Annotated in this window: 13 protein-coding genes; 9 read left to right on the top strand and 4 right to left on the bottom strand. The window is 65.1% G+C overall.

Going from position 1 to position 13,776, the window contains the following annotated elements; translation table 11 throughout:
- Positions 1-25 precede the first annotated feature (25 nt).
- From ACW4QM_RS10075 to ACW4QM_RS10065, 3 genes are read right to left on the bottom strand one after another with little or no spacing between them, the layout of a single operon-like run.
- Positions 26-229: an antitoxin gene (locus ACW4QM_RS10075; protein WP_161127874.1), complete on the bottom strand. Its 204-nt coding sequence runs from the start codon at positions 227-229 to the stop codon at positions 26-28.
- Positions 230-265: 36 nt separating this feature from the next.
- Positions 266-622, bottom strand: coding sequence for a type II toxin-antitoxin system PemK/MazF family toxin (locus tag ACW4QM_RS10070; protein ID WP_161127875.1), 357 nt, complete (start codon positions 620-622; stop codon positions 266-268).
- On the bottom strand, positions 609-899 hold the full coding sequence (locus ACW4QM_RS10065; protein ID WP_161127876.1) for a type II toxin-antitoxin system RelB/DinJ family antitoxin: 291 nt from the start codon (positions 897-899) through the stop codon (positions 609-611). The genes ACW4QM_RS10070 and ACW4QM_RS10065 overlap by 14 nt, the downstream gene beginning before the upstream one ends.
- A 353-nt stretch (positions 900-1,252) precedes the next feature.
- Here ACW4QM_RS10065 and ACW4QM_RS10060 point away from each other — a divergent pair, with 353 nt between their 5' ends.
- The 9 genes from ACW4QM_RS10060 to carB all read left to right on the top strand — a co-directional run bounded on the left by ACW4QM_RS10060 (position 1,253) and on the right by carB (position 12,917).
- Entirely contained in the window at positions 1,253-1,909 is a 657-nt protein-coding gene (locus tag ACW4QM_RS10060) for a hypothetical protein (protein WP_302148275.1), read from the top strand.
- Between the two features lie 6 nt (positions 1,910-1,915).
- Positions 1,916-3,103 carry a DUF6273 domain-containing protein gene (locus tag ACW4QM_RS10055; protein WP_161127878.1) on the top strand — a complete coding sequence of 396 codons (1,188 nt, stop codon included), beginning with the start codon at positions 1,916-1,918 and terminating at the stop codon, positions 3,101-3,103.
- 128 nt (positions 3,104-3,231) lie between these two features.
- Positions 3,232-3,549 carry a hypothetical protein gene (locus ACW4QM_RS10050; protein ID WP_202427861.1) on the top strand — a complete coding sequence of 106 codons (318 nt, stop codon included), beginning with the start codon at positions 3,232-3,234 and terminating at the stop codon, positions 3,547-3,549.
- A gap of 9 nt (positions 3,550-3,558) precedes the next feature.
- Positions 3,559-3,873: a zinc-ribbon domain-containing protein gene (locus ACW4QM_RS10045; protein WP_202427862.1), complete on the top strand. Its 315-nt coding sequence runs from the start codon at positions 3,559-3,561 to the stop codon at positions 3,871-3,873.
- Positions 3,874-3,875: 2 nt separating this feature from the next.
- Complete coding sequence (locus tag ACW4QM_RS10040) at positions 3,876-4,595, top strand: zinc ribbon domain-containing protein (RefSeq protein WP_161127879.1); 720 nt, start codon at positions 3,876-3,878, stop codon at positions 4,593-4,595.
- 11 nt (positions 4,596-4,606) lie between these two features.
- Positions 4,607-6,193 (top strand): zinc ribbon domain-containing protein, encoded by a 1,587-nt coding sequence (locus tag ACW4QM_RS10035; protein ID WP_237974562.1) that lies wholly within the window; start codon positions 4,607-4,609, stop codon positions 6,191-6,193.
- A 128-nt stretch (positions 6,194-6,321) separates the two neighbouring features.
- Positions 6,322-8,112 (top strand): AAA family ATPase, encoded by a 1,791-nt coding sequence (locus ACW4QM_RS10030; protein WP_161127881.1) that lies wholly within the window; start codon positions 6,322-6,324, stop codon positions 8,110-8,112.
- Between the two features lie 236 nt (positions 8,113-8,348).
- Positions 8,349-9,701: a glutamine-hydrolyzing carbamoyl-phosphate synthase small subunit gene (carA, locus tag ACW4QM_RS10025; RefSeq protein ID WP_161127882.1), complete on the top strand. Its 1,353-nt coding sequence runs from the start codon at positions 8,349-8,351 to the stop codon at positions 9,699-9,701.
- Complete coding sequence (gene carB, locus ACW4QM_RS10020) at positions 9,702-12,917, top strand: carbamoyl-phosphate synthase large subunit (RefSeq protein ID WP_161127883.1); 3,216 nt, start codon at positions 9,702-9,704, stop codon at positions 12,915-12,917. It begins immediately after the preceding gene.
- A 171-nt stretch (positions 12,918-13,088) separates the two neighbouring features.
- On the opposite strand, the gene ACW4QM_RS10015 is transcribed toward carB, so the two are convergent.
- Positions 13,089-13,517, bottom strand: coding sequence for a DUF1998 domain-containing protein (locus ACW4QM_RS10015; RefSeq protein ID WP_455798415.1), 429 nt, complete (start codon positions 13,515-13,517; stop codon positions 13,089-13,091).
- Positions 13,518-13,776: the final 259 nt, after the last annotated feature.

Here is a 13,776-nt window from a genome sequence, read left to right as displayed (position 1 = left end):
TTCCGGCGTGCTCTCTATGCGTGTCCTAGGCGAACGCGAGAACCTTCTTCTCCTCGGCGCATTGCACCAGGTAGAGGTTTATCAGGTTCTGGTAAGGGATGCCCGTGCGGGCGGCCTCTTCCTTGAAGTAGTCGATGGCTTCCACGTCGATGCGCATGGTGACGGGACGGCACAGCCTCTTCGCGTAGGGGTTGGGCTTAGAATTGGTGAAATCGTACTCAGCTCTCATGGCAATACCTCCAGTAAGCTCGTTCCTTTTTGCAGCTTACCGCCCGTCTTCGTTCTGTTCGCTTGAATTCAACGCGGCGCATACGAGGTCATAAGTCGAGGGAGACAGCTGTCCGAGCGGCTCGTCCCTCAAAAGCTTGTCGCGTCGTACCTCCACAAGGGGCTCGATTTGCGCCCAGGAGGGCCGACGAAGTCCGCAGGATTCCCAGTCGGAGATCTCGACGAAAGAGGACGGCTCATAGTTTGCTGACGCCGTTATCTTCGCGGTAATGACGCTCGCCTTCCCAGAGGCGTCCAAGATGACAACGGGCCGCACCTTGCCCACGCCCTCGTGGTCGGCGAACTCAACGTAGGCGAGCCAGATGTCGCGCGGTGCGGGATCACACGAGGTCATCGTAGAGCCCCTCGTCCTCGGGGGCGTCCATCCAGGCTGGAAGGACGGTGATGCCTGTGGCGGGATTCGGCCGCAGCGTCTCCCGGCCGCTCAGGGCGGGGGAGGGCTCAGGGCGCAGATCGAAGGGGAGGCCGCCCACCTCGACGGACTTGCGCATGAAGAGGTTGAAGGCCTCGCTCAGGGAGAGGCCCCATCGGTCGTAGACGCGCCGGGTCTGTCGCTTCAGCTCGTCGCTCGTGCGAAACTTGATCTCGGCATCCTTCGTTGCAGTTGGCATGGTGCACCTCCTTGTTGTGGCCCTAATGTTACCACAAAAGGGTATTCATCTGAAACAGCGGCAGTGGGCGATGCTTTACTGTCAGCATTGGCTCGCCACATATCCCGCCCGCGAAAAAATGCTGGTGGCGTCGCCAAGCTGTGCTAAACTTGCCGACATGCTGTTAACGAAGCGCACATATACGTACCTGGGGGGGGGTCTCTCCGCTAAGTCGGCCCGAGCCCTCGTTTAAGCTGGCATGCGCTATCGGCATTGTTGCCGCAGCGGTGTCTTTCTATTTTGCTGCCGTCGCCTTCGAGAAAGAATTCCCTGTTCTTGGTTGCCTCTTCTGGGGTATCACGGTTTGTGCGCTCTTGGCGCTTGAAATCGCGCTAATTTACCGCTTTGCCAAAAGCGGATCACGTTGGTTGTTTCTCTGGATAGTGTTCGGATGCGTTTTCAACAGCGCAGCCCCGTTTTGCTCGGTGTATGTTGGCGAGCGACTTGGCTCTCAGTTGATAGCAGGCGATTTGCCCTCCTATGTTCTGTCTTGCATGTATTCGTATACATGCATATTTGCATTTGTTTCCGTCGTCGCTAGGATGTCGAGGGAAAAGCGCTATCCGGCGCTTCGGCGCGGACGTCTCTTTTCGAGCGTCTTCCTCGCGCTTGTGTTTGCGGTTACGTACCTTGTTGACTTTTTTCTCCCAGCGTTGCCGGAGGTAGCGCAGTTCGCCGATCTCTTGTCGCAGATTTGCAAAGTCGCCGCATTCTCCAGTGTCTCGTTGGGGCTTGCCCAGGCCTTTGCGGACACGTCCCTTTTCAAGGCAGAAGAAGAAGGCGAGAGGAGGATGCCAGCAATGAAGCCTGAAGTTCAAATCGAAACCTCGATCAAAATCGCCGAATTGGGCGACTTCGGTGCTCCCGGGGTTCGAGTCGAAGAGGTAATTTGCATCGGCTCTAGCGACAACAGTGAACAGGATGCGAACGTTCGGGTCAAAGAGATCGTAGAAACATCGATAGAAAGGTAGGCAAGCATGTTCTGTCCGAAGTGCGGAAGTGAGATCGCGGAGGGGGCGGCCTTCTGCGGGAAGTGCGGGGCGCCGGTGGGCGCCCAGGTGGGCGGTGCGGCCCCGACCAAAAACGCGCAGGGCGCGGCAGGCGCTGCCGTCGGCGGGGCTCCGGCACCCAAGAAGAACGGCGCGAAGATAGGGGCCGTCGCGGCTGTTGTCGTGGTTTTGGTGGTGCTCGTCGCCGGGTTCGCGACGAACTGGTTTGGGCTTGCCGGCGTGCAGCCCAAGGAGGCGGTGGAGGTTCCCGCCTCGAGTCAGAATACGGAAGGCCAACAGGGCGCAGATGCGACTGTCCAAGGCGCGGCCGAGCAGCAGGGCGACGCAGCCGCCGGGGATGCCCAGGGCGGCTCCCAGGGTGCGGCCGGCGCCGCGGTGAAGTCGGCGGTGGAGGCCTACACGTGGGACGAGCTGTCGCAGATCTCGGCGGAGATCGGCGCGGCCGGCGACGAGGCGGCCGCCATCGAGGTGGCCAAAAAGTACAACCTGTGCACACCCGAGGGGAAGCTGGACGGCACCCAGGTGAAGTCGGTCACGCTGGCCGACGGCACCCAGACCACCGTGCAGATCGTCGGCTTCGCCCACGACGACAAGACCTCCGGCGGAAAGGCCGGCATCACGTTCATCTTCGGCGACTGCGTGGGTGAGGCGCCCATGAATCCGACTGACACCAACGCCGGCGGCTGGGAGGCCTCGCAGATGCGCGGCTACCTGAACTCTGACGTCATGACCCTGCTGCCTGAAGACCTGAAGTCTGCCATCGTGCCGGTGGACAAGCTCACCAACAACGTAGGCAAAACCCAGGATATTTCTGCCGTGACGGCTACCTCTGACTCGCTGTGGCTGTTTTCCCTTGCCGAGCTGGCTGGACCTATCTCTGCGGCTGAGCTGCTTGGAGGTAGCTACGGATGGGCCGCCGATATTTTCAACGCCGAGGGCTCCCGCTACCAGCTCTTCAGTGATACCGGCGTGATTTGGAATAATGAAAACTCCACACTTGTTAAAAACCTCCAAGGATCGCCAGACAGCTGGTGGGGGCGTTCTCCGTATCCGGACAGTTCGGGCGACTTCCAGTACGTGCTCTCCGATGGCGGCCCCTACGGCGGCTACGGCACTCACTACTCCTACGGTGTTGTTCCTGGCTTCTGCATATAAGCCAGCCAAACACCTAGATCCTCATACCCATGTGGCATGAGGGGGGGTGGAAGGGGCTTCCTAATGAGCAGCTCGTCACCGTCGAAGTGTCGGCATGCGGCGGTGTGTTTCGGGGAGAAAGGATTCGCATGGGATTTCTGGACAACGTGACTTCGGCGGTTAACCGGGGAACGGCGGCCGCGGGGCGCGGCGCCGACAAGATCAAATTGAATGCGCGCATCGGCGAGTTGAACCGCCAACGGCAGGGACTGGCCGCCCAGCTGGGGGCGAGCCTGTATGAGGCCACCCGCGGCGATGCCGCGCTCGTTTCCGGGCGCGAGGCGCTCTACGACGGCATCGCCCGCATCGACGCCGAGCGGGAGCAGTGCCAGCGGCAGATAGCCGCTATCGACGAGCAGGCTGCGGCCGCCGCGACGGCCGCAGCCGGGTTCACCTGCGCGGTGTGAGGGGCGCACATGACTGGCGCCGACCTGTTCTGCTCCGGCTGCGGCACGCCGGCAGAGAGGGCCCGGGCCCAGGCTGCCCCGGTGTCGTCCGCGCCCTCGGGCCCTGTGTGCGCCTCCTGCGGGGCGCCGCTCGGGGAGGGCGACCTGTTCTGCATGAGCTGCGGCGCAAAGGTGGTTCCCGCAACCATCGCTGATGCGGGGATCGGCGATGCCGAACTGGTCGAGAACGCCGGCATCGGCGAGTCCGAGCTGGCGGAGGTGGACGGTGGCGGCAACGGGGCCGTGACGCCTGGCGGCGAGGGCGCCCCGAGGGGAGAGGAGTAGCCATGTTCTGTCCCAAGTGCGGAAACCAGCTGCCCGATGGCAGCGCCTTCTGCGGCAAGTGCGGCGCCAAGCTGGGCACTTCCAAGGGCGTCACTCCTGCTGTGGGCGTTGCAGGCTCGGCGCCTTCCACACCCACTGCTCCCAATGCAGCCTCGTCGCGCTCGGCGGCGTCTGCCGTAGCATCCACCAAGATATCACCTCTGGCGATGGCGGCTGCGGTGCTTGCGGCCGTTGCCGTCGTCCTCTCGCTGCTGCCGTGGCTCGAAGTCGACCCCATGGTGTCGGCCGCCTCGGGCTACGCGGGCGGCTTCGCGTCCCTGCTGGGAGCTGATGAGGGCTCCTTCTCTTTTGACGAGTCCTACGCCGTGTGGGCGCTTCCCTCCTTCGCCGGGGCGTTCGGCGACTACGCCTCGCTCTACGGGACGCTAGGCGGTGAGGGCGCCGACTCGGCTTCGGCGTTGGTGGGCGGCGCGGCCTGGGGCTGCCTGCTGCTGTGGCTCGCGGGCGTTGTCCTCCTCGTGCTGGGCGCGGTCGGGCTCGCTAAGTCCGGCCGAAGGGGCGCTCTTGTGGCCGGGGGAATAGTCATGGCTGTCTGCGTCGCAGTGTTCTGCGGGCTGTCGGGGCTCCTCGACGGCATCGCCACGGCCACGGCGTTCCCCATGGCGTGTCTGGTGGTCTCCATCGCCGCTGCCGTGTGCGCCCTTGCGGCGAGGAAGGGTTAGGAGGTTCCCCCATGTTCTGTACCAAATGCGGCAACGAAATGCCAGATGGTTCCAAGTTCTGCACGAAGTGCGGGGCGCCGATGGGAAAAGAAGTGGCGTCGGGCGCACAGGCTGCGCGCGGCGCTTCTGAGGTTCCCGCGGAAAGCGCCGCCCCATCCGGGAGAGATGGCAAGGCCGCAGCCGTTTCGCCTTCGGTCCCTTCCAAGAAGAAGCGCACAGGTCTTGTCGTCGGCGTGGCCGTGGTGGCGCTGGCGGCGGTGGGCGTCGCGGTGGCGAACCCGTTCGCGGCGCCCGCCCCCGAGCCGAAATCGGCCCCCGTGGAGGCACCGGCGCCGGAGCCCGAGGCCGCGCCCGAGCCGGAGGCGTCCGCCGAGCCCGAGCCCGCGGCCCCGGCTCTTCCCGAGGCCTGGTTCGCGGGCTATGGGGGCGAAGGCTATTCCATCGTCGACGAAAACGGGACACTGACGCAGCTCTCCAACCCTGACGCCGTCCTCGAGACGCCTTTCTCCGACGGCTTCTCGCTGGGCTTTTGGGAGACGAGCGAGTACGACGCCGAGTGGGACCAGGTGCACGACGAACAGACCCACTACGCGCTCTTCGACAGTGCGGGCAACGCGAAGGTGGACCTCGACCCGCTTCTGACCGAGCTGGGCGTGACGGGCCGTTCGAGGTTCGGCGGCAGCAGCTGCGCCTACTCCGACGGGCGCCTGATCGTGCCCGTCCTTCCTCTCGAGGAGGGCCAAGAGGGCGTCTGCCTGGTGCTGGACGAGCGGGGAGAACTCGTGTTCACCTTCGGACGTGCCGCCGAGGGGCCCCTGTCGTCCTATCCGAGCGACGACGCCTACCACGACGGGGTGATCAACGTGCAGGCGGCCCCCTCGGACACCTACCTTCTGGATGTGGACGGCAATGTGCTCGTGTCGTGGAAGCAGGCGGGCGGCCAGCCCCTCTCCCTGGGCTACGGGTACTACCAGAAGGCCGACGACGATGGGAAGGTGTACGGCTACGACGGCACTCCGCTGTTCGACGCGGCCAGCGTGAACGGGGACGATGTCGTCGGGGGCCGTCTATACTACGAACAGCCCCGAGGATCGGGGATCGTGGCTGTGCAGGCCGAGCGCGAGAACCCCTACGGCGGCGCCAACAAGAACCTTGCGGGCCTATACTCGGTGGGTTCCGGGAAGTGGCTCGTGCCGCTCGGCGAGGAGCTGGACGCCTTCGGCGACGCCAACGACGGCATGCTGTGGGTTCGCACGGCCCAGACGGCGGGGGAGGGCGCCGATGCCGCCGGCGGGGCTGCGGCGGCGTCTGGCGGCGCAGCGGGTGGCGCCCATTCGGGCTCCGGCTCTCTGCGCTCGGCCATCATGGACGCCGAGGGCGACGTGGTCTTCGACGCCTCCATGGCCGATGCGACCCTCGGCATCCCCGAGGACTTCTGCGCCCAGTACCTGCACGACGGGTGGTGGGGCATTCGCAGCGACGGATCATCCGAGCCCTATGCCCTCATCTGCATCCAGGACGGCACGTTCCTCGGCGCCATCGATGCGCCGCCGAAGCTAGCTGCTGCCTACCCCAACTCGGGCACCTACCGGCTGTAGAGCTCGTAAGGGATGCGGTAGCCGCACAGCCGGAGTACGGGAGTCGTGCAGACGCGACGCCTGCTTCCTGCTAATTCTCCGCGAAGGGCCGCATGTAGCGGCCCTTCGTTTATAATCGGGGAAACGACATGAGGGAGAAAGGCCGCGGCATGACGGGCACCTACGAGAACGGTATCTATCGCGAGGGCGACGTGCGCCTGTCCGACCTTTCCGGCCGCCGCCGGCTGCCCATCGGGCGCGACGGGTTCGCCGCGGCGGTGCAGGAGTCGGTCATCATCGACAAATCGCTGCTCATCGCCGATGTGCTCGACAGCTCCGCCGCCGTCACCCTGTTCTGCCGCCCGCGCCGCTTCGGCAAGTCGCTGAACATGACCATGCTCAAGGCCTTCTTCGAGATCCCCCCGGCGAGCGACCCGAACGCCGAGGACGCGGCCTACCTCTTCGAGGGCCTTTCCATTTGGGACGCCGGCGGCGGCCGCTACCGCGAGTACCAGGGTGCCTATCCCGTCATATACATCAGCTTCAACCCGGTGAAGAAGCAGCGCTGGGAAGATGCTAAGAGTGCTCTGCGCCAATTGATCGTATGGGAATACATCCGCCATGGGTATCTGTCCGACAGCTCTGAGCTGAACGAACAAGAGCGCGCGTACTTCGATCGCGTTGCGGGATGGAAGGCAACGGACGGAGACATCGAGTCTTCTCTTATCAACCTCACTCGCTTGCTTTTCAAGCACCACGGGCGGCGCACCGTCGTCCTCATCGACGAGTACGATGCGCCGGTCATGGCGGCTCGGGACAACGGGTACTACGACGAGATGGTCTCGTTTCTCAAGGGCTGGCTCACGGCGGCCCTGAAGGACGGCGGCCAGGCCCTGGCGTTCGCGTGCCTCACGGGCGTGCAGCGCATCTCGAAGGAGTCCGTCTTCTCCGATTTGAACAACCTGGTGGTGAACACTTCCCTCAACACCAAGTACGACGAGCGCTACGGCTTCACGGAAGACGAGGTGCGCGCGCTCGCCAACTACCTGGGCCAGGCCGCCCACTTCCCCGAGATGCGCCAATGGTACGACGGCTACCGCTTCGGCTCGGTGGACGTGTACAACCCCTGGAGCGTGCTCAACTACTTCGACAACGATTGCGAGTGTGCGCCCTACTGGGGCAACACGTCTTCCAACGCCCCCATCGCGGCCATGGTGCGTGGGGGAGACGCGCGCCTGATGAGGAAGGTGTACGGGCTGCTTGAGACGGGCGGCTCCGTGGAGGCCGCGCTCGATCTGTCGGTGGTGTTCGGCGACTTGGACGCCAAGCCCGAGGCCCTGTGGTCCCTTCTGTACCTCGCCGGCTATCTGACCACTGACGATACGGAGCAGCCCAACTCCAAGGACGTCGTGCGGCGACTGCGCATCCCCAATTTGGAGATCGCGTCGCTGTACCGCAGCGAGATCATCGACCGTTTCGCGCAGATCGCCGGCGGTCGCGACTGCCTGATCGACTTGCACCGCGCGCTGGTCGACGGGGACGCCGATGCCTTCGCCGAGGAGCTGGAGGGCGTGCTGCTGAACTCGGCGAGCTTCTACGACCTGGCGAGCGAGAACAGCTACCACATGCTTTTGGTGGGGCTTTTGTTCGGGGTACCCGGCTACGGGAACCCTGTCTCGAACCGCGAGGCGGGGCGCGGTCGCTTCGACATCCGCCTCGTTCCCGAGCGGGCGGGACTGCCGACGGTCACCCTGGAGCTGAAGTTCGAGCGCGGGGCCGACACGGGGCGCCTGGAGGCGCTGGCCGCCGAGGCTCTGGCCCAGATAGAGGCGCGGGCCTACGATGCGGGCGCGACCGAGAGCGGTGCGGGCAGCCTGCGCTATGGCATCGCCTTCTCCGGGAAATCTCTGGCCGTTGCTGCCGATCGCAGGCCTTCATAGTCAGGACGCTTAGGAGTCCTCGCGGTGCCATTCGGCTGTCGTCTTCGGCCGCTTATTTTTGTGCAGATGCATATCTAGCACAGTGTCGTATGCTCAAAAACGACCTTTAACGGACGGTACGGAGAGACCGGCAAGGTGCGACCGAGAACTTCATCTTGTGTGCCCGAGGGCGCTCCCGACATTGGCGGGGGCGCCCTTTTTCGCGCAAGGGGAGGGTCGCGGAAAGGACGGAACCTTTGAGCAAGATTGCGGAAAAGATGCGGGCGGCCACCTCGAAGCCGGCGGGGGCGCCGGCGCTGCTCGTGCTGGAGGACGGCGCGGTGTTCGCCGGCACCTCCTGCGGCGCGCCCGGCGAGGCCGCAGGCGAGATATGCTTCAATACCTCCATGGAGGGCTACCTGGAAATCGTCACCGACCCCTCCTATGCGGGGCAGATCGTGGTGCTGACCTACCCGCAGGTGGGCAACTACGGCGTGAACGCCGACGACGCCCAGGCGGAGAGGCCGGCCCTGCGGGCGCTCGTGGTGCGCGACCTGTGCCCCACGCCCTCCAGCTGGCGCAGCCAGGAGAGCCTCGGCGATTATCTGGCGCGCGAGGGGGTCGTGGCCATCGAGGGCATCGACACCCGTGCGCTTGTGCGCCACATCCGCGACCATGGCGCCCAGCGGGCCGTCGTTTCCACCACGGACGCGGATGTCGCCTCGCTGCTCGAGAAGGTACGCCGAAGCCCGTCGCTAGTAGGCGTGAACCTGGCCGCCGACGTGTCCTGCGACGGCGCCTACTCCTACACCGCCGCGAACCTGCCCGCTTCCCATGGCTTCGCCCTGGCCGCCCCGGCCGAGCCCCGCTTCAAGGTGGTCGTCTACCACTGCGGCGTGAAGCGCTCCATCTTAGACGGTCTGGTGGCGAGTGGCTGCGAGCTCACCGTCGTGCCCTGGGACACGCTGGCAGAAGACGTGCTCGCCATGAGCCCCGACGGCGTGTTCCTCTCCAACGGCCCGGGCGACCCGGAGGCGGTGGAGGAGACCTACCGCCAGGCGGAGAAGCTGCTGGGGAAGGTGCCGCTGTTCGGCATCTGTCTGGGCCACCAGATGATGGCCAAGGCCGCGGGCGCGGAAATCGACAAGCTGAAGTTCGGCCATCACGGCGGCAACCACCCGGTGCAGAACCTGCTGACCGGCCGCGTGGAAGTGACGGCCCAGAACCACGGCTTCTGCCCGCGCTTCCAGAGCCTGGGCGCGCTGGTGCCCGAGCTCTCCGGAGGTGCGACCGAGCACGTGGAAGACCTGCGGGAATGGGGCCGGCGCGGTATCGCCCCCGTCGTGGCCAACGAGCGCTTCGGGCGCATCCGGCTCACCCACGTGAACCTCGACGACGGCACCGCCGAGGGCTTCGCCTTCCTCGACGTGCCGGCCTTCAGCGTGCAGTACCACCCGGAGGCGGCCCCCGGGCCCACCGACGCCCACTACCTGTTCACCGCCTTCGCGCGCCTCATGGAGGGCCGCGAGGACTACCTGGACATCGACATCGCGACCGACCGCCTGTCCGGTTGGAAGTTCGGAGCTGACACGGAAGGGGAGGTGGCGTAAATGCCCAAGCGCGAGGACATCAAGAGCATTCTCGTTATCGGGAGCGGCCCCATCGTCATCGGCCAGGCCTGCGAGTTCGACTACTCCGGCGCCCAGGCCTGCAAGGTGCTGCGAGAGGAGGGCTACCGGGTCATCCTCGTGAACTCGAACCCGGCCACCATCATGACCGACCCGGAGCTGGCCGACGCCACCTACGTGGAGCCCATCACGCCGGCCTTCGTGGAAAAGGTCATCGCGAAGGAGCGGCCCGATGCGTGCCTGCCCACCCTCGGCGGCCAGACGGGCCTGAACACGGCCGTGGAACTGGCCAAAGCCGGCGTGCTCGAACGCTATGGCGTGGAGCTCATCGGCTGCGATGTGGACGTCATCGAGCGCGGCGAGGACCGCAAACTCTTCAATGAGTGCATGGCCGACCTCGGCATCGAGGTCTCGCGGGCCGGCTACGCCTACTCCGTGGAAGACGCCCTGCGCATCGCCGGCGAGCTCGGGTTCCCCGTGGTGCTGCGCCCGTCGTTCACCATGGGCGGCGCCGGCGGCGGCATCGCGCGCGACGAGGACGAGCTTGTCCGCATCGTCTCCCAGGGTCTGGAGCTCTCGCCGGCCGGCGAGGTGCTCGTGGAGGAGTCCATCGAGGGCTGGAAGGAATACGAGATGGAGGTCATGCGCGATGCGGCCGGCAACGGCATCATTGTGTGCTCCATCGAGAACCTGGATTCCATGGGCGTGCACACCGGCGACTCCATCACCGTGGCCCCGGCCCAGACCTTGACCGACCTGGAATACCAGCGCATGCGCGCCGCGTCGCTCGCAGTACTCGAGCGCGTGGGCGTTGCCACGGGCGGCTCCAACGTGCAGTTCGCCGTGCACCCTGAGACGGGCCGCATGGTCATCATCGAGATGAACCCCCGCGTGTCGCGCTCCTCGGCCCTGGCGTCGAAGGCCACGGGATTTCCCATCGCGAAGGCGGCGGCGCGCCTGGCCGTGGGCTACACCTTGGACGAGATCGTGAATGACATGACCGGCACCACGCCGGCCTGCTTCGAGCCGACCATCGACTACTGCGTCGTGAAGGCCCCACGCTTCGCCTTCGAGAAGTTCCAAGGCGCCGATGACACGCTCACGACCCGTATGAAGGCCGTGGGCGAGGTCATGGCCGTCGGCCGCACTTTCGAGGAGTCCCTCGGCAAGGCCCTGCGTTCCCTGGAGACGGGCCGCGCCGGCTTCGGAGCCGACGGGAAGGGGGAGGAGACGGCGTTGACCGATGAGGAACTCTTCGCCGCGCTCTCGCGCCCCACGGCCGAGCGCATCTTCTTGGCGGCCGAGGCCCTGCGCCGCGGCATGAGCGCGGAAGAGCTGCACGAGCGCACGGCTATCGACATGTTCTTCTGCAATCGCATGGCCGACATGGTCGCCGTGCAGGAGGCCCTGCGCGGGTGCGCCCTGGAGGATATGGACGCCGAGGCCTTCCAAATAGCGAAGCGCTACGGGCTCTCCGACGCCGAGATCGCCGTGCTCACGGGCTCCGACGAGCGCACGGTGTGCGCCTGCCGCAAGATCCTCGGCGTGCGCCCGGCCTTCAAGACCGTGGACACCTGCGCGGCGGAGTTCCCCACGAAGACCGCCTACCACTACAAGACCTACGACGCCGACGAGTCGGAGGTGGCGCGCAAGGAGCGCCCGCGCGCCCTCATCCTGGGCGCCGGCCCCAACCGCATCGGTCAGGGCATTGAGTTCGACTACTGCTGCGTGCACGCCAGCTACGCGCTGGCCGACGCCGGGTACGAGACCATCATGGTGAACTGCAACCCCGAGACGGTCTCCACCGACTACGACACCTCCGACATGCTGTTCTTCGAGCCGCTCACCTACGAGGACGTCATGGATGTGGTGGACGCGACCGACCCCGACGGCGTGGTGGTCACCCTCGGTGGCCAGACGCCGCTGAAGCTGGCCCGCGCTTTGGAAGAGGCCGGAGTGCCCATCATGGGCACGAGCCCGGATGCCATCGATCTGGCCGAGGACCGCGACCGGTTCGCCGCGCTGCTCGACTCGCTCGACATCGCCTACCCGCGCTCGGCCATGGCCTCGGGGCTGGAAGAGGCCCGCTCTGCTGCCCGCGAGATCGGCTATCCCTTGCTCGTGCGCCCCAGCTACGTGCTCGGCGGCCGGGGCATGGGCATCGTCTACGACGACGCGGGACTCGCGCGCTACGTGGCCGAGGCGACCGCCGTTTCCCCGGACCACCCCGTGTATCTGGACAAGTTCCTGGAAGGCGCCGTGGAATGCGACCTGGACGCGCTCAGCGACGGCGAGGACGTGTACATCGGCGGCATCCTGGAGCACATCGAGATGGCCGGCATCCACTCGGGCGACTCGGCCTGCTGCCTGCCGCCCTTCTCGCTGTCGGCGAAGGTGCAGGACGAGATGGCGAGCGTCGCCCGCCGCATCGCGCTGGCCTTGGGCGTGTGCGGCCTCGTGAACATCCAGTTCGCCGTGAAGGACGGGGTCGTCTACGTCATCGAGGCCAACCCGCGGGCGAGCCGCACGGTGCCCTTCATCTCGAAGGCGACGGGCGTGCCCTTAGCGAAGCTCGCGAGCCGCATCATGGCGGGGGAGAAGCTGGCCGCGCTCGATCTTCCCGGGCACTTCGCCCAGCCGGGTCGCTACTTCGTGAAGGAGGCCGTCATGCCCTTCGGCCGCTTCCCGGGCGCCGACGCGCTCCTGGGGCCGGAAATGCGCTCCACCGGCGAGGTCATGGGCATCGCGGAGAGCTTCCCGGCGGCCTACATGAAGACCCAGATGGCCATCGACTACGCCCAGCCTCAGGGGGGCATGGCCTTCATCTCCGTGAACGACCAGGACAAGCGCGCCGTGGCCTTCATTGCTCGGGAGCTCGTGCGCCTCGGCTTCTCATTATTGGCCACCGAGGGCACCGCGGCCGTACTGCGCGCATCGGGCGTGCCCTGCGAGGTGACGGGCAAGATCCACGAGGGGGCAAGCTCGGTGGTGGACGCTATTGCTGCCGGCAAGATCTCGCTCATGATCAACACCCCGCTTGGCGTGGCCACCCGCGACGACGGCTACGAGCTGCGCCGCGCCGCCGTCCGCCACGGCATCACCTACGCCACCACCCTGGCCGCCGCCCAAGCCCTCATAGCCGGCATGCAAGCCGCCCGTGCCGGCGAGCTCGACGTCGCCCCCTTGCAGGAGCTGTAGAAAGCCACCTCCTCGTGTCATCCTGAGCGAGGGCTGGAGTCGAAGGATCTCTGTTGGCCGGAAGGCCCTTCGACTCACTTCCCTTGCTCTGGATGACGTGGGACTCTTCTCGCTTTCGGTTTTTAAAAGGCGAAAGGAGTCGTCGAAAGAGATCCCATACGGTGGTCGCACTTATGCTTTTAGCAGTGCGGCCAGTATTTTCTTTGCGGCCCCGCGTGAAAGTTTAGCCTGTCTTGTCTGATTGTAATAGTTTGCGATGCACCCATAGCAACAGGTTTCTTCTCCGCAACCGCAATGGCCGTCAACTACTTTATATGCCTCTTGAGCAAGCTCGACGACTCTATCACTGAGTTGACGCGCATGGCCAGCTCCTCCCGGGACGTCATCGTAAATAAGAAGGGAAATGCCATGTGTCTCGTTTTCGTACATGGTTCCGCCAAGCTCAGTCTCAGGTACTTCGAGAATCTTAGCAGCAGCTGTGAATAAAGCCCACATTACAGCTTCCCAGTCGTCGTTAATAAGGCTGGGTGCATCATCGATATCGAAGACCAGTTCAAGAACATCGCTTACGAAAGATGTACCAAGAGCGTCGTAGCGCATGATTATCGGGGTAATTCCGCTCTTCTTGCACCAGTAGCTGTGCTCAATGCTCTCAGCCCCAATGCCAGCACTGTTGCAGTAGCTGCAGACGTGGAAACCTGCTGATGGGTTGTTTAGAACGCAGAGTTGGCCATTTTCTGCGTATCTTTTCCTCACTGTTGGGGGTGCGGACGTTTTTCCGGACGGCCTAGGCGGCCAGCCCCAGCCGCCTCCTGCGGCCGGCTATCGTATCGTACACCTTGCGCCCTCCCTCGTCGAA

The organism is Adlercreutzia sp. CNCM I-6207 (assembly GCF_977072305.1).
Note: the sequence above shows the minus strand (reverse complement) of the source record. Positions and strands in the feature narration are given on the sequence as shown.

Bases quoted from the DNA above. Each gene is read 5' to 3' on its own strand.
- ACW4QM_RS10065 (WP_161127876.1), bottom strand. From the start codon at position 899: ATGCCAACTGCAACGAAGGATGCCGAGATCAAGTTTCGCACGAGCGAC.
- ACW4QM_RS10035 (WP_237974562.1), top strand. From the start codon at position 4,607: ATGTTCTGTACCAAATGCGGCAACGAAATGCCAGATGGTTCCAAGTTC.
- ACW4QM_RS10015 (WP_455798415.1), bottom strand. From the start codon at position 13,517: ATGCGCTACGACGCTCTTGGTACATCTTTCGTAAGCGATGTTCTTGAA.
- ACW4QM_RS10075 (WP_161127874.1), bottom strand. From the start codon at position 229: ATGAGAGCTGAGTACGATTTCACCAATTCTAAGCCCAACCCCTACGCG.
- ACW4QM_RS10070 (WP_161127875.1), bottom strand. From the start codon at position 622: ATGACCTCGTGTGATCCCGCACCGCGCGACATCTGGCTCGCCTACGTT.
- ACW4QM_RS10055 (WP_161127878.1), top strand. From the start codon at position 1,916: ATGTTCTGTCCGAAGTGCGGAAGTGAGATCGCGGAGGGGGCGGCCTTC.
- ACW4QM_RS10030 (WP_161127881.1), top strand. From the start codon at position 6,322: ATGAGGGAGAAAGGCCGCGGCATGACGGGCACCTACGAGAACGGTATC.
- carB (WP_161127883.1), top strand. From the start codon at position 9,702: ATGCCCAAGCGCGAGGACATCAAGAGCATTCTCGTTATCGGGAGCGGC.
- ACW4QM_RS10045 (WP_202427862.1), top strand. From the start codon at position 3,559: ATGACTGGCGCCGACCTGTTCTGCTCCGGCTGCGGCACGCCGGCAGAG.
- ACW4QM_RS10040 (WP_161127879.1), top strand. From the start codon at position 3,876: ATGTTCTGTCCCAAGTGCGGAAACCAGCTGCCCGATGGCAGCGCCTTC.
- ACW4QM_RS10050 (WP_202427861.1), top strand. From the start codon at position 3,232: ATGGGATTTCTGGACAACGTGACTTCGGCGGTTAACCGGGGAACGGCG.